The 21276-nt window shown below is 44.3% G+C and carries 14 protein-coding genes; 7 read left to right on the top strand and 7 right to left on the bottom strand.

Annotation, left to right across the window (positions count from 1 at the left end; all coding sequences use genetic code 11):
• Nucleotides 1-3: 3 nt before the first annotated feature.
• Nucleotides 4-894, top strand: coding sequence for an FKBP-type peptidyl-prolyl cis-trans isomerase (locus tag ACTHQF_RS16330; RefSeq protein WP_440431868.1), 891 nt, complete (start codon nt 4-6; stop codon nt 892-894).
• Here ACTHQF_RS16330 and ACTHQF_RS16325 read toward each other — a convergent pair.
• Nucleotides 891-2201 carry a cryptochrome/photolyase family protein gene (locus ACTHQF_RS16325; protein ID WP_440431866.1) on the bottom strand — a complete coding sequence of 437 codons (1311 nt, stop codon included), beginning with the start codon at nt 2199-2201 and terminating at the stop codon, nt 891-893. The genes ACTHQF_RS16330 and ACTHQF_RS16325 overlap by 4 nt on opposite strands.
• On the bottom strand, nt 2198-3100 hold the full coding sequence (locus ACTHQF_RS16320; protein WP_440431865.1) for a TIGR01777 family oxidoreductase: 903 nt from the start codon (nt 3098-3100) through the stop codon (nt 2198-2200). Before ACTHQF_RS16320 ends, ACTHQF_RS16325 begins: the two co-directional genes overlap by 4 nt.
• Nucleotides 3101-3254: 154 nt before the next feature.
• On the opposite strand from ACTHQF_RS16320, the gene ACTHQF_RS16315 reads away from it, so the two are divergent.
• The 4 genes from ACTHQF_RS16315 to odhB all read left to right on the top strand — a co-directional run bounded on the left by ACTHQF_RS16315 (nt 3255) and on the right by odhB (nt 9627).
• Nucleotides 3255-4535, top strand: a complete 1281-nt coding sequence (locus ACTHQF_RS16315; RefSeq protein ID WP_440431864.1) for a DASH family cryptochrome — start codon at nt 3255-3257, stop codon at nt 4533-4535.
• Nucleotides 4536-4645: 110 nt separating this feature from the next.
• Nucleotides 4646-5524, top strand: a complete 879-nt coding sequence (locus tag ACTHQF_RS16310) for a MerR family transcriptional regulator (protein WP_440431862.1) — start codon at nt 4646-4648, stop codon at nt 5522-5524.
• Nucleotides 5525-5587: 63 nt separating this feature from the next.
• Nucleotides 5588-8383 carry a 2-oxoglutarate dehydrogenase E1 component gene (locus ACTHQF_RS16305; protein ID WP_440431860.1) on the top strand — a complete coding sequence of 932 codons (2796 nt, stop codon included), beginning with the start codon at nt 5588-5590 and terminating at the stop codon, nt 8381-8383.
• A 17-nt stretch (nt 8384-8400) separates the two neighbouring features.
• Nucleotides 8401-9627 (top strand): 2-oxoglutarate dehydrogenase complex dihydrolipoyllysine-residue succinyltransferase, encoded by a 1227-nt coding sequence (odhB, locus tag ACTHQF_RS16300; RefSeq protein ID WP_440431858.1) that lies wholly within the window; start codon nt 8401-8403, stop codon nt 9625-9627.
• 70 nt (nt 9628-9697) lie between these two features.
• Here the strand turns inward: odhB and ACTHQF_RS16295 are convergent, their stop codons facing one another.
• Together ACTHQF_RS16295 and ACTHQF_RS16290 are read right to left on the bottom strand one after the other, a co-directional pair.
• On the bottom strand, nt 9698-11365 hold the full coding sequence (locus tag ACTHQF_RS16295) for a M1 family metallopeptidase (RefSeq protein WP_440431856.1): 1668 nt from the start codon (nt 11363-11365) through the stop codon (nt 9698-9700).
• 65 nt (nt 11366-11430) lie between these two features.
• The gene (locus ACTHQF_RS16290) at nt 11431-13296 is read right to left on the bottom strand and encodes a CocE/NonD family hydrolase (protein ID WP_440431854.1); all 1866 of its coding nucleotides are present in this window, start codon (nt 13294-13296) and stop codon (nt 11431-11433) included.
• A 121-nt stretch (nt 13297-13417) separates the two neighbouring features.
• On the opposite strand from ACTHQF_RS16290, the gene ACTHQF_RS16285 reads away from it, so the two are divergent.
• Nucleotides 13418-13858, top strand: coding sequence for a GtrA family protein (locus tag ACTHQF_RS16285; protein WP_440431852.1), 441 nt, complete (start codon nt 13418-13420; stop codon nt 13856-13858).
• Between the two features lie 100 nt (nt 13859-13958).
• Nucleotides 13959-15365, top strand: coding sequence for a dihydrolipoyl dehydrogenase (gene lpdA / locus ACTHQF_RS16280; RefSeq protein ID WP_440431851.1), 1407 nt, complete (start codon nt 13959-13961; stop codon nt 15363-15365).
• A gap of 188 nt (nt 15366-15553) precedes the next feature.
• Here lpdA and ACTHQF_RS16275 read toward each other — a convergent pair whose 3' ends face one another.
• Genes ACTHQF_RS16275 through ACTHQF_RS16265 form a run of 3 tightly spaced genes read right to left on the bottom strand, consistent with a single transcriptional unit; the run spans nt 15554 to nt 21263 of the window.
• Nucleotides 15554-18727 carry an efflux RND transporter permease subunit gene (locus ACTHQF_RS16275; RefSeq protein ID WP_440431849.1) on the bottom strand — a complete coding sequence of 1058 codons (3174 nt, stop codon included), beginning with the start codon at nt 18725-18727 and terminating at the stop codon, nt 15554-15556.
• A gap of 20 nt (nt 18728-18747) precedes the next feature.
• Nucleotides 18748-19902, bottom strand: a complete 1155-nt coding sequence (locus ACTHQF_RS16270) for an efflux RND transporter periplasmic adaptor subunit (RefSeq protein WP_440431847.1) — start codon at nt 19900-19902, stop codon at nt 18748-18750.
• An 8-nt stretch (nt 19903-19910) separates the two neighbouring features.
• Nucleotides 19911-21263, bottom strand: a complete 1353-nt coding sequence (locus tag ACTHQF_RS16265; RefSeq protein ID WP_440431845.1) for a TolC family protein — start codon at nt 21261-21263, stop codon at nt 19911-19913.
• Between the last annotated feature and the right edge of the window lie 13 nt (nt 21264-21276).

Genomic DNA, 21276 nt, shown 5'->3' with positions numbered 1-21276 from the left:
TAAATGATGTTTAAAAAGTTATCTATATATGCTGTTGCCTTTTTTGGCGCAATAACGATCCTGAGTTCATGCGAGAAGGAATACGAGCAAATCGAGACCATCGACGATACCAAGCTGACACAATACATTGCAAGCAATAAGTTGCAGGTTACAAAGGATCCCTCTGGTTTCTATTACGAGATCGTTAACCCTGGAACAGGGGAGAACTTTAAGAATACGGACTCGGTACTGTACAACTTTGTATTGAAATCTCTGGATGGTAAGAGTTATTACGACACGCAAACAGATGCATACAATATTGCAAACCTTGTAGGTTATACGGACAGGATTGTGTTAGGCAGATCAGTTCCTGCGTTCCGGACTGTTATTTCGGCACTTAAACCTGGTGGTGAGGCTAAAATTTTATTACCCTCTTACCTGGCCTTTGGCAGAAATGGCGAGTCTGAGTTAAACGTGCCATCTAACGAACCATTGTTGGTGACACTAACAACATTGTCAGAACGTTCACAACCTGAGCGTGATGAAAACCTGATCAAGGCCTTTTTGGAACGTAATAGTTTAACTGCAACCCGCGATGTATCCGGCGTTTACTACATAATTGATAAACCAGGAAGTGGTAAAGAAATTAATGCACAATCAACGGTGTACCCTTTTTACACCGGGCGATTACTTGACGGAACAGAGTTTGAATCGAATAAGGCGGATACAGCGGTGAGTTACCCGTTAAACACTAGAATGCCAGGTTGGCAACGTACATTACCTTTGATCAAAGAAGGTGGAAAGATAAGGATCTTAATACCTTCCGGCCTTGCTTACGGCCCGAATGCACAAAGTAAGATTAAAATGAATGCTGTCTTAGACTTTGATATTGAAGTTCGGAAAGTTGTAAACTAAACCGGACCATCATTTAAAGCAGCCTTATATACACGGAGCATTCTGTCTCTGGCAAAAGCATGATCTACTATCGGTGGGTCATGCTTTTCTTGTTTATACTGGGGTGCCCATTTGTAGATGTACTGGTTGTCTGGGTCGAACTTTTTCGCCTGAAGTTCCGGGTTGAACACGCGGAAGAACGGAGCTGCATCATTTCCGCTGCCGCATGCCCACTGCCAGCCACCCACGTTACTTGCCAGTTCGTAATCGAGAAGCTTTTCGGCAAAGTAGGCTTCACCCCAACGCCAGTCGATCAGCAGGTGTTTAGTAAGAAAACTGGCGACCACCATACGAACACGGTTGTGCATAAAACCCGTTTGGTTTAGCTGCTGCATGCCAGCATCCACAATAGGGTAGCCTGTTCTGCCCTGACACCAGGCTTCGAATTCCTTTTCATTGTTCCGCCATTGAATCCGTTCGTAGGCAGGTTTGAAGGCATGGTGCTGTACCTGCGGAAAATGATCGAGGATCATCATGTAGAAGTCGCGCCAGATCAGTTCAGAGAGCCACTTTTCGGCAGCATTCGCCAGTGCAGTTCTTGCCGCTTCACGAATGCTTATTGTTCCAAATCTTAGGTGTAGTCCGATATAACTTGTTGCGTCCTCTGCAGGATAGTCTCGCCGGAGCTCATAACTGGCAAGCTTTTCGGCAAAATTGACATCTGGAAATTTGATGTCCAGGTCTTCAAAGCCCATATCCTGTAAAGATATCACCGGGTATGGCTTACAGGAGTACAGATTATCAAAGTATTTTTCCGTTGGATACGCTTTGATGTAGAAGTCGTTCAGTTTAATTTTCCACTGTTTTGAATAGGGCGTAAACACGGTGTATGGCTTTCCATCAGGTTTAAGCACTTCAGCTTTTTCAAAAATCACCTGATCTTTAAGGGTGATAAAGGGAATATTTTTCTTATGCAAAACCGCCGCTATTTTCTGATCTCTTTCCTTAGCGTAGGGTTCATAATCGTGATTGGTGTACACCGCTTTAACCTGGTAGGTGGCAAGAAGATCCATGAAAACATCTTCCGGGAGGCCATATTTGATGAGCATAGAACTTCCCAGCTGCTCCAGACCTGCTTTTAGTTTCACTACGTTGCGGTGAATGAAGACCAGCCTACGGTCTGCTTTTGGTAATGGATCCAGGATGGCTTTATCGAAGATAAACAGTAATAATACCGGATAACCGGACTTTAAAGCCGCATGTAAAGCCGCATGATCTTCAAGTCTTAAATCGCGGCGGAGCCAGCAAATGCATATTTCGTCGTTCATAGATATATTTCTGCCAGGGCATCCTGAAGCTGGTTGTATTTGAAGTTAAATCCGGTGTTAAGTACCTTTTGAGCGGAGGTGTTGGTGCTGGAAAGTGCCACAGCACTCATTTCACCCATAATTGTTTTTATTAGAACTGCCGGTACGTGTATAGGCCAGAGCGGGCGTTGTAGCACTTGCGCAATCTTCTTCGTGAATATTGCATTGGATGCCGGTGCTGGTGCTGTAGCATTAAAAACGCCCTGCAGCGAATTTTCGAGCGCATGAATGTAAAGGTTCAGCATATCCTGCAGATGGATCCAGGGGATCCACTGTTTTCCGGAGCCTAATGGCGCCCCCAGGAACAACTTTACGGGCAATGCCATCAGGGGTAGTCCGCCTGTGGCCTTATCGAGAATAAATCCGGTACGCAGTTTCACAATCCGGAGGTTTAGCAAGGCACCTTCATCTACAGCAGTTTCCCAGCTGATGCAGCAGGTTGCCAGAAAATCATCACCTGGATCGCTGATCTCCGTTAGTACCTCATCGCCCCGGTCGCCATAGTAGCCCACCGCAGAAGCGGAAATCATGGTGTTCACCGTATGACTGCAGCTTGCCAAGCCTTTGTAGAGCAGCTTTGTGGAGTTTACTCTGCTGTCGAGTATTTGTTGTTTTCGTCTTGCTGTCCAGCGTTTGCTGGCGATGTTTTCACCAGCCAGGTGAATGATCGCACTGACACCATCAAAGCAGCTGGTATCTATGGTTTGATTTTCTACATTCCAAAGGAAAACGCGGATGTCCGGCAAGGGGCGTGCGCTTCTGCTGAGCATCGAAACCTGGTAGCCTTTATTGATAAGCGCTGGTACTAGTTTTTTGCCGATCATCCCACTTGCTCCCGTTATTAGTACGCGTTTTTCCATATTCTCATAACTATTTTCAGCCTAATTGGTTTTGTTTTCAGGAATATACCGGCTAAATGATCGAAAAACGGGCCGATTTGTTTCAATTGTGTAATTATTCGTCAGCTGATTTCTGCTATCCTAAAATATCGTATATTTTTGTATAACACACACTATGTCCTCGCCCTTGATGAAATCAAAACGCATATTAGTCTGGTTTAGAAATGACCTTCGCTTACATGATAATGAAATGTTGGTGGAAGCTATCGCTAAGTCGGAGGCTATTTTGCCGGTGTATTTTTTTGATCCAAGGCAGTTCGACCACGCTGGTTTTCACAAATCAAGTGTGCTTCGAACGAATTTCCTTTTAGAAAGTGTTGCAGATCTTAGAAGTTCGTTCCAGCAAATGGGCGGCGATTTGTTGATTATCCATGGCTTACCAGAGGACCATATTGCAGGGCTTGTGGAGCAGTATGGTATCACAGAGGTTTACCACCATCGGGAAGTTGCCCCTGCAGAAACCAGGGTCTCGGCAAATGTTGAGGACAGGCTCTGGAAGATTGAGGTTAATCTGAAACACTTCATCGGCCATACTTTATACAATAAAGAAGATCTTCCTTTCCCAATTAAAGACATCCCGGATGTATTTACCCAGTTCAGGAAGAAAACTGAACGCGATGCTATCGTTAAAGCATGCTTTGATGCTCCGACCGAGATTGCCTTTGTTCCCAGTGAAGAATGGGGGCAACTGCCATCCATTGAAGAACTATATGCTATAGCCGTGGCGGAAGCTAATGTTCTTGCATCTGGATTAATAGGTGGAGAACAGGAGGGGCTTAGGCATTTAAGTGACCTATTACGGCCGGACTCCAACATCTACATCAAGGTTTCTGCAAGAAACTCTGACCCTTCAGGTTTCATTTCACAGCTGTCGCCCTGGTTGTCACTTGGTTGTTTATCGCCACGCATGGTGTATTGGCGGGTGAAAGCTGCGGAAGAACGTTTTGGCAACAATACAAATTTCACCAACCTTATTCTTGGACTGTTCAAAAGGGATTACTTCCGCTTTATGTTCAAGAAGCATGGAGCGCCATATCTTGAAAGTACTACGCTGGTTCTGGAGGCAGATGACACGGTCTCAAATTCCAGCTTTGAGCAATGGAAAGCCGGCGAGACAGGCCATGCCTTGGTAGATGGCTACATGAAGTCCCTTGCAGAAACTGGTTACCTGTCTAATTACGGCCGGGTGCTTGCGGCCACATTTCTGGTGCATGTATTGAAGTACGACTGGATGAAGGGCGCCGCTTACTTCGAAGAGCAACTTGTAGACTATACCGCTGCGAGTAACTGGGGCAACTGGAAGTGTATTGCGGATAGTGTATCGGGCTTGAAATCCAAAAATGGCTTCGATGTAGATAAGTACCTGAAGATCCTTAACATTCCTGCGGTTGCTTAGCTTCTCCTTCTTTAAGTAGAATACGGCTTTATTCAATCTAAACGGTTGATTAAAAGGTTGCTGAATCTTCCTGTTTATAAACAAACCTGATTTCCAGTTGTTGTAAGCTCGTGAGGAAATATTCGATAAGCGACATAGAGGGACTGATTGGAATAAAAGCCCATACGATACGAGCCTGGGAGATTAGATACAACCTGGTGCCTCCTAAGCGTACGCCCACCAACATCAGATACTATGATGAGGAAGATCTGAAGATGTTGCTCAATATTGTGGCGCTTAATGAAAATGGTTACAAGATCAGCAAGATTGCTCAGATGAGTAAAAAGAAGATTGCTGATCTGGTGCTTCAGCTTAAGACCGATTGGGGTAATGAGTCAGTTCAACTCATCAACCTTTCTAATGCGACCATAAAGTTCGACGAAGCTTCATTTTCTAAGATCCTGGCCAGTTGTATCGCCGAACTTGGTTTAACGAAAACCATGGATCAGGTGCTGTTCCCTTTCATGAAAAAGATTGGCATGTTGTGGCAGATTGGTGCAATTGATCCATCTCATGAACATTTTGCGGCGAATTTGATTCGAGACAGACTAATTGTCGAAATCGACAAGCTTGATAAGCCAAAAGCCAAAAAACCTGAAAGGTTCCTTTTATTCCTGCCCGAAGCCGAGCTTCATGAAACCGGATTGCTTTTTGCAAGGTATCTTTTGAAGAGTTGTGGTCATGAAACACTTTACCTGGGGCAAGGCATACCAGCAACAGATCTTAAAAAAGTTATTGAAAGTTATAAACCGGACTATGGTTTCGTTGTGTTTACCTCCTTAAACCTTGGAAAAGACATCAATAAAATTCTGGGAAGAGTAATTGAAAATCTAAACGTTCCCCTGATTGTAGCAGGAAGTTTAATCTCTGAATTTGATATTGTTGTTAATGATCAATTAAAGCCATTAAAAAATGTATGTGATTTAGTCGGCTTTCTGGAAGAAATATGAAGTATTTTGCCCGTTCTTATTGGTAAAATCCTAATTTTGCATGACTTATAGCACTTGAAACACATGGATAATTTGTCTTATCTCAGCGGTGAAAACGCGGAATATATCGATGCGCAGTACCAACTTTACAAACAAGATCCCCAATCTGTAGAATTTGGCTGGCAGAAGTTTTTTGAAGGATTTGATTTTGGAAGAGAAGCATCAGGAACCACAATAAATGATGTAGCCCCTGAGCAATTTTTAAAAGAAGTAAATGTTTTGAACATGATAAATGGATACCGTCAACGCGGCCATTTATTTACCAAAACAAACCCCGTAAGAGAGCGTCGCAAGCATCTGCCTACCTTGGCACTTGACAACTTCGGTTTAAGTGATGCTGATCTTGATACTGTATTTAATTCTGGTGTTGAAATTGGAATCGGAGCAGCTAAGCTTTCTGATATTATAGCTTTCCTTGAACAGACCTACTGCGGATCAATCGGCGCAGAATACAAGTTTGTTAGAACCCCTGAAGTACTTTCCTGGATTGAAAAGAAAATGGAAAGCGCGCGTAATACGCCGCGTTTCTCTGTAGAAGAGAAAATGCGTATCCTGACCAAACTTAACCAGGCTGTAAGTTTTGAGAACTTCCTTGGAACAAAGTTCCTTGGTCAAAAGCGATTCTCGCTTGAAGGTGCAGAAGCATTGATTCCTGCACTTGACTCCGTAATAGAAAAAGGTTCTAATCTTGGTATTGAAGAGTTCGTGATCGGTATGGCTCACCGTGGCCGTCTGAACGTGCTTGCCAATATCATGCAGAAAACATATAAAGACATCTTTGCTGAATTTGAAGGTAAGGCTTACAGTGCGGAATCACCGTTTGGTGGTGATGTGAAGTATCACCTGGGTTATTCTACCGACGTTACTACAAACAACGGAAAGAGTGTACACTTGAGCTTGTGTCCAAACCCATCTCACCTCGAAACAGTAAACCCGGTAGTAGAAGGTATCACCAGGTCTAAAATTGACTTTAAATATGAAGGTGACAATTCCAGGATTGCACCGATCCTAATTCATGGTGATGCGTCGATTGCAGGCCAGGGAATTGTATACGAGGTGATTCAAATGGCTGGTCTGGAAGGTTACAAAACCGGCGGAACCATCCACCTGGTCATCAATAACCAGATTGGCTTCACCACCAATTACAAAGACGCACGTACCAGTACCTACTGTACCGATATCGCCAAAGTTACTTTATCACCTGTATTCCATGTTAACGGCGATGATCCTGAGGCGCTGGTTTATGCGATCAATCTTGCCATGGAATATCGTCAACGCTATAAGAACGATGTTTTCATTGATATCCTTTGCTATAGAAGATTCGGACACAATGAGTCGGATGAGCCTAAATTCACTCAGCCATTGCTGTACAAGATCATTGAAAAGCATGCGAATCCAAGAGATATCTATATTCAGCAACTGATTAAAGAAGGCAACCTGCAACCAAGTCAGGAGAAGGAAATTGAAAAGGAGTTCCGTGCCATCTTGCAGCAGCGTTTAGATGAGGCTAAGGCTTTAACCTCTACCTACCAGGATGTGAAATTCGGTGGTGCATGGTCAGAAATGCGTATCGCAAATCCGAATGATTTTGAGACCTCTCCTAATACCGCTGTTAAAGAAGAAACCTTGCTGGATATTGCCAAACGCATCACTGCTTTGCCTTCTGACAAAAAGTTCTTCAAGAAAATTGAAAAGCTATTTGCCGAAAGAAGCAACATGGCTAACAATACACATGTCTTCGATTGGGCCATGGGCGAGCAATTAGCTTATGGTACCTTGTTGATGGAAGGCAAACGTGTTCGTGTTAGTGGACAAGATGTGGAAAGAGGAACATTCTCTCACCGTCATGCCGTACTAACGCTGGAAGATGCTGAAGAGGAATACGTACCATTGGCTAACCTGGACAGTGCTCAGGCGACCTTTGATATCTACAACTCACACCTTTCTGAATATGGCGTATTAGGATTTGAATACGGTTATGCCATGGCTAACCCGAATGCTTTAACCATATGGGAAGCACAGTTTGGTGACTTTAACAATGGTGCACAGATCATCATTGACCAGTATCTGGCCAGTGCAGAGACCAAATGGCAACGTGAAAACGGCTTAGTGATGTTGTTGCCACATGGCTATGAAGGTCAGGGACCAGAGCACTCCTCTGCAAGGATCGAGCGTTTTATGGAACTTTGTGCAGATTACAACATGCAGGTGATTAACTGTACCACACCAGCTAACTTCTTCCATGCACTACGCAGACAGTTCTCCCGTGACTTCAGAAAGCCATTGGTTGTATTTACACCGAAAAGCTTACTGCGTCACCCTAAATGTGTGTCACCATTGGTAGACTTCACCGAGAACAAGTTCCAGGAAGTGATCAATGATGTAAACGTAAACCCTGCGGACGTAACGCGTGTATTGTTCTGTTCGGGTAAGATCTACTACGAGTTGTTGGAAAAGCAACAGAACGATCAGCTGAAACATGTTGCTATTGTTCGTGTAGAGCAGCTATATCCATTACCACTTGCACAAATGGAAGCGGTTTACAAAACCTATGAAAATGCCACTGAGGCAATCTGGGTACAGGAAGAACCGGAGAATATGGGGCCATGGCCATTCTTATCCCGTAAAACAAGAAAGACCTTCTTTAAAGATATTGAAGTGATCTCGAGAAAAGAAAGCAGCAGTACCGCTACAGGTTATGCGAAACAGCATGCCGATCAACAAGCATATATCATTGGGAAAGCGTTAGAGGTTCCTGTAACACAGAATGTAAAGGATATTGCTGATAAGTCAGAGAGTAAAGTTTTTAATGTAGATTAAGATATAATACATCAATTATGAGTTTAGAAATAAAAGTTCCACCAGTAGGTGAATCGATCACTGAAGTTGTTTTATCACAATGGTTGAAAAATGATGGTGATGTAGTTGAAATGGACGAAGTTATTGCTGAGCTGGAATCAGACAAAGCAACCTTCGAGCTAACTGCAGAACAGGCTGGAACTTTAAAAACCGTAGCAAATGAAGGCGATACATTAGCAATTGGTGCTGTTGTATGTACGATTGAAGAAGGTGGTGCCGCTGCACCAAAGGCAGCTCCTGCTGCTGAAGAAAAACCTGTTGAAGAACAAAAATCTTCTGCACCAACGGCAACTGGAAACGGTTCAAGTTATGCAACTGGTACACCTTCACCGAGTGCAGGTAAAATCCTTGCCGAGAAAGGCATTGATGCTGGTGCGGTAAGCGGTACCGGTGTTGACGGAAGAATCACCAAAGAAGATGCATTAAAAGCGGAAAAAGCGGCTGCAAAGCCTGCACCTAAGCCTGCAGATAAAGCACAGCCAGCGGTTGCTGCTGCTCCGGGATCCAGAAGCGAAAGAAGACAGAAAATGACGCCTTTGCGTAAGACTGTTGCAAAACGTCTGGTAACCGTTAAAAATGAAACCGCAATGCTAACCACTTTCAATGAGGTGAACATGAAACCGATCATGGACCTTAGAGGAAAGTACAAAGAGCAATTCAAAGAGAAACATGGCGTAGGCCTTGGTTTCATGAGCTTTTTCACCAAAGCAGTTTGTGAAGCATTAAAAGAGTTCCCTGCAGTTAATGCACGTATTGACGGCGAAGAAATTGTTTATAACGACTTTGTAGATGTTTCTATCGCAGTTTCTGCGCCAAAAGGCCTTGTTGTACCGGTAATCAGAAATGCTGAAAGCATGAGCCTTGCGCAGATTGAAAAATCTGTTCTTGAGCTTGCTTTAAAAGCCCGCGACAATAAATTATCAATCGAGGAAATGACAGGTGGTACCTTTACCATCACCAATGGTGGAGTATTCGGATCAATGATGTCTACCCCGATCATCAATGCACCGCAATCTGCAATCCTTGGTATGCACAACATCATTGAGCGTCCAATTGCCGAAAAAGGTGAGGTTGTAATCCGCCCGATGATGTATATCGCATTATCTTACGATCACAGAATCATTGATGGCCGTGAGTCTGTTGGCTTCCTTGTTCGTGTGAAACAACTATTAGAGGATCCAGCACGCTTGTTACTAGGTGTTTAGATCTTAATATTACCATAAACAAAAGCGGCGCACCCAATCAGGTGCGCCGCTTTTGTTTATGAATAGCGTTTTACTCGCTTGTTTGCTTAAGGTTAATGTAGAAGTTAGGGTCCGTCTTAAACGAGTCCTTGTCTACGGTGCTATCTATTGATATCTCCTTCCAGGTTGTTGTCGGCTGGATCAAGGTGTATTCACCATCACCTTTCAACGTAACCTTCAATGGCATATTAAAATCTTTAACCCCCGATTGCCATCTGTAAGCAAGCTTGTTGTTACTGATCTTGTACTCAAAAGTAGGAATATCCTTGTGACGTAAGTATTGATCAAAGATCTTAGACAAGTTCAGTCCACTCTGCTTCGCGATATAGTTTTCGATTTCAGCAGTGGTTACCGTCTTGTGGTAGAAGGTCTTGTTCAATCCGCGCAGGATACTTCGGAACTTCTCATCATCGTTAATCAGCTGACGGATGATGTGGATCATGTTGGCGCCCTTCGAGTACATATCCCCAGAACCTTCTTTGTTAACATTGTACTGCCCAATGATCGGGATATCATTCGCAATGCCTTGTCTGATGCCCTGAACGTAAGCATCACCTGCTGCTTTGCCGTATAAACTCTGGGTAAACAAGGTCTCAGAATAGTTGGTGAAACTTTCATGTATCCACATATCGGCGATGTCTTTTGCGGTGATGTTATTCCCGAACCACTCGTGCCCGCTTTCATGAACAATGATGAAGTCGAACTTCAGTCCCCAGCCCGAGCCAGAAAGATCCCGTCCCAGGTAGCCTTTTTTAAACTGATTTCCGTAAGCTACCGCACTTTGGTGCTCCATGCCCAGGTGTGGTGCCTGTACCAGCTTGTAGCCATCTTTATACCATGGATAAGGACCAAACCAGTGTTCAAAGCTTTTGAGCATGGGTTTGGTATCCGCGTCCCAATGCGCACGAGCCTTGGTGCTATCTTGTTTAAGCGCCCAGTAGTCGATCGTTAACGGACCTTCTTCGCCCTGGTAGGTGTCAGTCCAATGGGAGTACTTACCGATGTAGAAACTTACGTCATAATTGTTGATCGGATTAGAGACGAACCAGTTATGTTGGATGTAACCATCAGGTTTTTCTACACGGCTCCTTAGCCTGCCATTCGATATCTCCTGCAGATCCCGCGGCGCGGAAATGCTGATCATCATGCTATCCACCTCGTCGCTCTGGTGATCTTTATTTGGCCACCAGACGCTCGCACCCAAGCCTTGACAGGCGACAGATACAAAGGGGTTTCCTGCTTCATCCTTTCTGAAAATAAAGCCACCGTCCCAAGGTGGGCGATTTGCCACCTGTGGCTTACCCCCATAGTACACTGTAAACTCATCTTTACTGCCCTTCTTGATTGGAGCAGGGAAAGTCACGAACACCGCATTAAACTCCCGGGTAAAGGGGATATCCTTGCCTTTGTAGACCACCCGGTCAACCCTAAGGTTGGCGAACAGGTCGAATTGCAGCTTGTTAAAAGTATCAGTTGCGGTAAAAACAAATTTGTTACTGCCCGACACGGACCTGTCTTCAATATCGATCTTCACATCAAGATGATAATAGTTGATGTCGTAACAGGTTCTCAGGGGCGTCAGCATGCCCCTGAGGGTATCTGCGCGTGTTGTTTGTTCGCCCTTGTGCAGGACTTGCCCGCTGGCGGAAGCATGGATTAAACAGGCCAGTGCTAAGGCACTTAGTGTTCTTTTGAACATATATTTATATTAATCTTTGAAGTGTTAAACTACCATTATTTTTCATTTCCCTTACAACAGCGACACTACTTCAAAACCGTCACCACCAATGAAGATGGATTTGCAGCATCATGGTAAATGCGGTGTGTGGCTTTCTGAAAGTCGGAATCTTGCGCGTTGTAAATATCCACGAATTTTTGCGGATTACGGTCTACCAACGGGAACCAGGAGTTCTGCACTTGGATCATGATTTTATGGCCTTTTTTAAAGGTATGGCCTACATCAGGCAGCGTGTAATTTACCTCGGTAATTTTGCCCGGAACAAAAGGCTCTGGCTTTTCGAAGCTGTTGCGGAATTTACCGCGCATCACTTCACCACGAACCAACATTTGGTAGCCGCCCATCAACACGTTATTGGTGTTTGGCTGCGGTGCTGCTGCATCTTCCGGATAAACATCAATCAGCTTAACCACATAGTCTGCATCCGTTCCGGTGGTTGATACCCTTAGCTTCGCCATTAATGGACCAGTTAAGGTAATATCTTCGGTTAAAACATCACTTTCATAAACCTGAACATCTGGTCTACGCGCTGCAAATCGCTGATCATCGATCATATACTCGCGGGTTCTTCGTGGCTGCACACCATTCTGATAAGGCACAGGTTTGTTCGGATCACTTACATATTCATCAAAACTCTCTTTTTCTGCAGGCGCATCGAAGCTAAGTTTGCCATTAGCATGGAAATAAAGCGTTCTGTTTTCCGTCTCTTTAGGCGGCCAGCTGGCGAATTTCTTCCACTCATTACTGCCCGTCAGGAATATGCTGGCTTCAGGAATCTCTGTCGCAGGAGCACCTTTCAGATGATGCATAAAGAAAGGGAACTCGAGGTTATTTTGGTACCAGGTGCTTGTTGGCTGTCCAAACTCGATGTCATTGAAACGCTCACCAGTCCCTCTTGCCCAGCCACCATGAAACCATGGTCCCATGACCAATTTATTGTTGGCTTTGGCATCCTGATCTTCAATGGCTTTATAGGTTGCCAAAGCGCCAAAGGTATCCTCTGCATCGAAGAAGCCGCCAACAACCAACACTGCTGGCTTAATATTCTTCAGGTGTGTACGGATATTCCTGGCTTTCCAGAAGTCATTATAGGTGCCATTGGCCATCAGGTCATTCCAAAACTTAATGCTGTCACCGAAGTATTTCTCTTTGACATTCTTTAAGGCACCGATGCTCAGATAGAACCTGTAGTTATCTTCAATTGGGAATTTGAAAGGTTGAGGACCTTTATCCGGGGTAATTGGCTTAGGTCTAGGTACGCCAAAGCTGGAGTAAAAGTTGAAGGCATCCGTCAGAAAGAATGCGCCATTATGGTGAAAGTCATCACCAATAAACCAGTCTGTAACCGGTGCCTGGGGCGACACTGCTTTCAATCCAGGATGTGCTCCAGGTAAGGAGGCGGTGGAATAAAAACCGGGATAGGAAATACCGTAAATACCGGCTTTGCCGTTGTTGCCTGGTATATTTTTGATTAACCAATCAATGGTATCATAGGTATCTGAGCTTTCATCGATTTGAGTTTTACCTTTCTTATTATCCAGATGTGGTCGCACGTCAACAAACTCGCCCTCGCTCATCCACTTACCGCGTACATCCTGATAAACGAAAATGAACTTTTCCCGGATGAAAAGCGGAGAGGGGCCAAGGCTAGTCTTGTATTCAGTTTCGCCATACGGGCGCACCGTATATGGTGTGCGGTTGATCATAAAAGGATATTTACCTTTCTCTTTTGGAATGTAAATGGCGGTAAACAGTTTCACGCCATCACGCATAGGTATCATCCGCTCGATTTTGGTGTAATTATCCCGCACATAAGCTGAATCGGTTTGCCCAAAGAGCATCGATCCGCAAAAGAGGATAAATAAGGTTAGTAAAAGTCTGGTTGTTTTCATATTTGTTGAACTTATCAGGTTAAACTTACAAAAAAACACGCTTATTAGCCCATTGTCATAGTTTTGTGATCTCCCAGAGCATAAAAAACTAAAATCGTAACTTTGATCCCTACTTAGCGCTATGCAGAACAAGAAATGGAGTTTGTCGTACCTGGAATCCCGCTTGCCTTTCCGGCTGCTGTCGCTAATTAAATTTGGCTTCACAGGGATGTCAGGGCTAGTCATTGACTTCTCCGTTACCTGGCTGTTAAAAGATGAACTACACCTCAATAAATTCCTGGCCAATGCTGCCGGATTTACCATGGCAGTCATCAGCAACTACATCATCAACCGGCTATGGACCTTCAGCGAAAGAGAACGAACAAAAGTGAGTCGGCAGTTTGCATCTTTTCTGATGGTGTCCTTAGTAGGGTTATTGCTCAACTCAGGTTTCGTCTATCTATTCAATGAGCAGCTGGGATTGCATTTCTACCTCAGTAAGGCCATTGCCATTATCCTGGTGTTCTTCTGGAACTTTAGTGCCAACTATTTCTTTGTCTTCAGGACCGGAAAGCCTGAATAGCAGCGCTCTTATCGCGGATCTACGGAATTGCCAATTAAGCCTTTGTCGATGCCGATTTTCTTTTCGAGTTTCTTAACTTTGGAATATAAAAAAATTGATTATGCAATACGATGTAGTAGTTATAGGTTCTGGTCCTGGTGGTTATGTAAGTGCCATAAGATGTGCTCAGTTAGGCTTAAAAACGGCCGTGGTAGAGAAATATAGTACTTTTGGTGGAACCTGCTTAAACGTGGGTTGTATTCCATCCAAAGCATTATTAGACTCTTCGGAGCATTTCCATAATGCGGCGCATACATTTACTACACACGGTATCGAACTGAAAGACCTGTCTGTGAACATGTCACAGATGATTGCCAGAAAGAATGATGTTGTTGCCCAGAACACTGCGGGTATCACGTATTTATTTAAGAAAAACAAAATTGACACCTTCGAAGGTTTAGGTTCTTTCGTAGATAAAAACACCATCAAGATCAAAAAAAATGATGGTGGCGAAGAGCAGATCACTGCTAAGAACGTGATCATTGCTACTGGTTCTAAACCAACCAGCCTGCCATTCCTTCCGGTAGATAAAAAAAGAATTATCACTTCAACAGAGGCTTTAAACATCACTGAAGTTCCAAAACACCTAGTTGTAATTGGCGGTGGTGTAATTGGCTTGGAGCTTGGTTCTGTATATGCGCGTTTAGGTACTAAGGTATCTGTTGTTGAATTCATGCCAAGCATCATCGCAACGATGGATGCAGGCTTAGGTAAAGAACTACAACGTGTACTTAAAAAATCTTTAGGCATGGAGTTCTTCATGAACCACAAGGTAACTGGTGCAAGCGTTGAAGGCGAAACCGTTACCGTTACTGCTGACAATTCAAAAGGTGAGCAGGTCAAATTTGAAGCAGATTACTGCATCGTTGCGGTAGGCCGTACTGCTTATACTGAAGGATTAGGACTAGAAAATATCGGCATCAAGACCGAAGAAAGAGGAAATAAGATTCCAGTGAACGAACACCTGGAAACCAGCGTGCCTGGCGTTTATGCTATTGGTGACGTGATCAAAGGTGCCATGCTTGCGCATAAAGCGGAAGATGAAGGTGTTTACGTTGCTGAGCACATTGTTGGTCAGAAACCACATATCAATTACAACCTGATCCCTGGTGTAGTTTACACCTGGCCGGAAGTTGCTTCCGTAGGTTATACCGAAGAGCAGTTGAAAGCAAGCGGTACCAAATATAAAGCAGGTTCATTCCCATTCAAAGCCAGTGGCCGCGCTAAAGCGAGCATGGATACTGATGGCTTCGTGAAAGTGCTTGCAGATGCAAATACAGATGAGATCCTGGGTGTACACATGATTGGTCCGAGAGCTGCAGATATGATTGCTGAAGCGGTGGTAGCCATGGAGTTCCGTGCTTCTGCAGAAGATATTGCAAGAATCTGCCATGCACACCCAACCTATACCGAGGCGATTAAAGAAGCTGCGATGGCGGCGACAGAAAACAGAGCGATCCATATTTAGGTTCAGTTTATACAAAAGAAAAAGCCGCTTCCACAAGGAGCGGCTTTTTTGTGCTTTCACGGTAATGAAAGCCGCTTTCATAAACTTGCTAAAAAGAGTGAAAGAAATGCATTGCAAAAAAAAGAGGTTGCCCGGAATAACGGGCAACCTCTTTCAAATATAATCGTGCGACTCATGCCGCGACGGTATTAATCTGCATGAAGTACATCAGCATGTTCTTCAGGTTTATAATTCGCTTCCAGTTCAGCAAGTTTCTTTTTACCGTAGGCCAGTTTGGTGATTAACACAAACAGTACCGGTACAATAAAGATTGCAAGAATGGTTGCTGAAAGCATACCTGCTGCTACAGTCCAGCCAATGGTCATCCTGGATACTGCACCCGCACCACTGGAAAGGATCAATGGGATTACACCCAGAATAAAGGCCAGGGAGGTCATCACGATAGGGCGTAACCTCAGTTTAACCGCTTCCATAGTCGCAGGTATTAAACCCATACCCCAGTCCACACGCTCTTTGGCGAACTCGACGATCAAAATCGCGTTCTTCGCGGAGAGACCGATCAGCGTGATCAAACCAACCTGTGCATAGATGTTGTTATCTAATTTAGGCAGGAACATCAGTGCAAGGATCGCACCGAATAAACCAAGCGGTACCGCTAAAAGGATAGAGAATGGTACGGACCAGCTTTCATATAACGCTGCAAGCAACAAGAACACGAAAACAATGATCAGGCCGAAGATCAACGTCGTACTGCTACCTGCCTCACGTTCCTCCAAACTCAAGCCAGAGAAGTTATAATCATAGTTTGCTGGTAGCGTCTGTGCTGCAACCTCTTCAAGGGCATTCAAAGCATCACCAGAGCTATAGCCCGGTGCTGCTGCACCACTCACCTCAATGGAACGGAACAGGTTGAAGTGGTTAATAATTGATGCGGTTTCTACAAGTTTGTGCGATACAAGCGTACTTAAAGGTACTGGTGTACCACTTGCATTCTTAACATACAATTTAGCAAGATCGTCAATACTACTTCTGAAACTGGTGTCTGCTTGTGCAACCACCCTGAAGTTACGACCATATTTAGTGAAGTCGTTCACGTAGCTACTACCCAGGTATGTTGAGATGGTGCTATAAATTGCACCCACAGAAACACCCATTTTCTTCGCTTGTTCACGATTTACTTCAAGCTTATAGTTCGGTGTTCTAGCGTTAAACAAGGTATAGGCCATTGCAATCTCCGGACGCGCATTAGCAGCACCTAAGAATTTGCCAACGTTGGCCTCAAACTGCTTGATATCACCGGCTTGTTTTTCCTGGATTTGTAAAGCGAAACCGCCACTGATACCAAGCCCTGGAATCGGAGGTGGCGCTACAGCAAGTACGCTACCTTCTTTAGCTCCTGCAAACTCCTGAGATACCTTCGCGATTGTTCCTGCAGCGTCGCCTTCGCGGTCATCCCAGTTTTTCAACTGTACGAAGAAAGTCGCCGCGTTGGATTTAAATGATCTGTTCAGAATGTTGATACCACTGATGGAGGTGATGTTCAATACTTCTGGATATTTCTTTTGAATTGTAGTCGTGATCCTATGGATAAAGGCATCCGTACGGGCAGCTGATGAACCTTCAGGAAGCGTAACCCCCATAAGAAATACACCGGCATCTTCATTCGGGATAAATCCAGAAGGTTTGGTCATAAACAATCCAACGGTTCCAACGTAAATACATGCAAGTATCACCATCACTAAAGGCGCTTTCTTCAAAGCCCATTTCACACCGTTGGAGTAGTTTTGGGTTACTCTTGCAAACCACTGATTAAAGCGGTAAAAGAATTTGTTTAAGCCTTTAGAATCTGCTGTAAGGTTCATTGGCGTTAACAACAACGAACATAATGCTGGTGTTAAAGACAAGGCCACAAATGCAGAAATCAATACCGAAACTGCAATGGTGATGGCAAACTGCTGATAAAGTTGACCAACCATCCCTGGTATGAATCCTACAGGAATAAATACGGCTGCAAGGATCAACGCAATTGCAATTACCGGCGCTGTAATGTCTTTCATTGCTTTTCGTGTCGCGTCTGGTGCAGACAGACCCTCATGGTCCATATAATGCTGAACAGCCTCTACCACAACGATCGCATCATCGACCACAATACCAATGGCCAGTACGAAACCAAACATCGTTAATACGTTGATGGAGAAGCCAAGCAATGTGAAAAGAATGAAGGTACCAATGATGGAAACCGGAATCGCAAGTACCGGGATCAAAGTAGCCCTCCAACTTTGCAGGAAGAAGAATACCACGATGGTTACCAGGATCAGCGCTTCAACCAAGGTATGGATTACCTCACTGATGGATACCTTAACGATGGACACGGTCTCGTAACTGATTACGTAGTCCATATCTTTCGGGAAAGAGGCTTTTAACTCATCGAGAGCTTTTTGAATACCCTCGGCAGTTTGTACCGCATTCCCGCCTGGCGTCTGGTTGATCGCCATCATGGATGATACCTGACCGTTTACTCTTGAACTTGTAGCATAAGAGAATTCTCCTAATTCTACACGAGCAACATCGCGCAGGTAAACTGGTGATCCATTTGCACCGGTTTTGATGATGATGTTTTCAAACTGTTCGACTGAGTTCAGATCGGCATCAAGTACCACTGAGAATTCGAAGGTCTGATTGTTGTTTTGTGGTTTACCACCTACCGTACCACCAGGCATACGACTGTTTTGTTCTGCGATGGCTGCTGTTACTTCAGATGGGGTCAGTCCTAAGTTTGCAAGTTTACCAGCATCTAACCAAACACGCATACTGAATGGTTGTCCGAAGGACTGCACATCACCCACACCTGGGATACGTAATAATGCGTCCCTTACATAAAGGTTCACATAATTGGAAAGGAATTTCTGATCGTAGGTGCCTTTTGGCGAAACAAGACCCACAACCATCAAAATATCGTTGTTGGCTTTCCTTGTAGTCACACCCAAACGTCTTACCGCTTCCGGCAATGCAGGCTCTGCAATCCCCACACGGTTTTGAACATCCAACGTGGCAATGTCAATGTTTGTACCTACATCAAAGGTTACGGTAATCGCTGAACGTCCATCGGCGGTACTGTTGGAAGAAAGGTATTTCATTCCCGGTGTACCGTTGATCTGACTTTCAATAGGAGTGGTTACCGTTTGCTCCACCGTTTGTGCATCGGCACCGGTATAGGTACCTGAAACGTTTACCGTTGGTGGTGCAATGTTGGGATATTGACTGATCGGTAGGGTTGTGATCACAATCGTACCAACCAGAACAATCAATATGGAGATGACGATGGCCGTGACCGGTCGCCTTATAAATACTTCTGATATCATATAGCTGAAATTCTATTTAATTATTTTGCTGCTGCAGGTTGTTGTGCGTTTGCTTGACCCGGAGGCGTTGAAGTAACAACGGCACCATTTCTAACATTCTGTACACCGTCTACAACTATCGTTTCACCTTTTTTCAAGCCTTCACTTACCACAACATTGGTTTGGAACTGTCTGCCAAGTTTTACAAGGCGTGCTTCTGCTTTGCTGCTATCGCCAACAACAAACACGTTAAACTCACCCAGTTGCTCCACAACGGCTTTGTATGGAATTACAAGTTCTTCTTTCTGGCCTCTGTTTAAAGCCTGTAGGTTAACGTTCATTCCGGCAAATAATCTACCTTCTTTATTTGGATAGCTGATCCTCACTTTGATGGTACCGGTTTGAGGATCCACTGCACGGTCAATTGCAACGATCTTTCCTTGTGCACGGTACATTGTTCCGTCCTGACCCTGAATGCTGAAAACCGAATCTGCTACTACAGCGTTGTTTTTCTGTAAAGCAAGGAAACGTGGAATCTCACGTTGGTTCACGGCAATATCAACCGCAATTGGGTCGTTTGTAGAAACCGTATTTAGTACTGTAGTGCCTGGAGTGGCAAAAGCACCCAGCTTCACCTGAGAGATACCGATGGTACCGGTAAGAGGCGATACGATCACCGAGCGCTGTAAATCTGATGACGCAGCACTTAGTTGCGCTTCAGCAGCAGCAACCTGCGATTCTGCGTTAGCAAGGTCTGTAAGGGCATAATCTACACGTTGTCTTGCTACGGCATCCTGCTCTGCTAACTTGGTGTAACGTTCTGCATCTTTTTTGGTCCTGTCGCGGTTCGATTTTGCAACGGCAAGATTTGCTTTAGCAGAATTGTATGCCGCCTGATATTTTGTGCGGTCGATCTCGTACAACTTTTGACCTTTAGTTACCCGCTGACCATCCTGAACAAATATTCCCGTAATATAACCGCCAACTTGAGGGCGTAATTCAACTTCATTAAGTGCTACCACAACACCAGGATATGAATCTACGGTTGTAACCGGTTGTTCGTCCACGGTATAGGTGGTTACCGGAGTTGCAGGAGGCGGGCCTTGCTGTGCAGGTTGCTGACCGCCACCACAGGAGGCTAATGTAACTGAGCCCAAGACCAGGACACCTAGCTTTATTCTATTAAAATTATTCATTGTATGGGTTATTGATTAACGGTTATTGTTCCTAATGCTTGTTTTACGTCTAGTTTTGATGCCAATAAACTATATAGTGAATTCAAATAGTTTAATTGTGCGGTACGAAGGTCTGTTTCTGAGGTCATCAGATCCAGATACGTTTTAATACCCTCGTCATATTGTAGTTTAATGGTGTTGTATACTGATCTTGAGATCTCCACATTCTCCCGGTTGGTTCTAAGATCATTCAGGTTAGCCTTATATGTTGCAATTGCTGCCTCATATTGCGAGTTAATCTGATTTTTCACGTTCTCCAGGTCAAGATCAACTCTTTGTTCCTGTAACTGTGATTTTTTAATCTCATGCGTACGTTTACCACCCTGGAAAATTGGAAGCACTAACCTTAATCCAATGATGGAACTTGGATAGTTCCTATCATAAAGGTTGCTGATTTCCTGGTTCTGGTAGTTGAAACCATAATTGTAGAAACCAGATAAGGTTGGTAGGTAGCTCCATTTATTATAGCTGGTGTTAATGCTTTGCAATTGACGCTGTGTTTCTAGCAAGCGGAATTCCACACGGTTCTGGTAATCCAGCATCTGAGTGGTATCGATCAAAACATCTTTCTCCATATCGGCTGCAGTGAAGGACAAGGTAAAGTTCTCTTTGCCCTGGTAGCCGATAAGCTCTTTCAGGTAAGCATATTTATACTTTACCAGCTCTTCAGTACGTTTTTTATCGGCAAGTGAATTGCTCAAGCTGATCTGCGCACGTTGAAAATCGGTTTTGTCTACCAGGCCCGCCTCATACTGTGCACTAGCATCTTTAAGTTGCTTTTGTAAGCGGGCAATGTTCTCGTTGATGATGTTTAACTGTTCATTGCTGGTCAGAATGTCGTAGTACGCCTTACTTACTTCTACAACGGTGTTAATCCTGTTTGCTTCAGTATTCTGTCTGTACTGCTGTCTGAAATACTTGGCAGATTTTGATGCCTGAATTAAGCCGGCGTTTAAGAATTGCTGATCTGCCTGCAATACCAATGAAGAGGTGTTTTTGGCACCGAAGGTTAATAAAGAAGAAACCCCGTTGGTGGTAAGCACCTGTGACTGCTGCTTAAAGTTGTGGTTAAAGCTACCTGAAGCATTGATCTGCGGTAACCATCCAGACAACGCAGATTTAATATCACGGTCGGCAATCTCTTCGTCAAGCACGGATTGTTTCACTTCCGGTCTGTTGCTTAACGCGTAATCAATGCACTGTTGTAAGGTGGCATTGGTAAGTGGCTGTTCTGCTTTTACGATGGACTGTGCGAATACCGATCCGGGGAGTAGGAGAGGTATCCATAAAAGCATGGTAACTAATAAATTACGTGATTTCATATATGTATTAAAG

The sequence above is a fragment of the Pedobacter sp. SAFR-022 genome (assembly GCF_051965375.1).
Taxonomy (GTDB): domain Bacteria; phylum Bacteroidota; class Bacteroidia; order Sphingobacteriales; family Sphingobacteriaceae; genus Pedobacter.
This window is presented reverse-complemented; position numbering and strand designations above follow the sequence as displayed.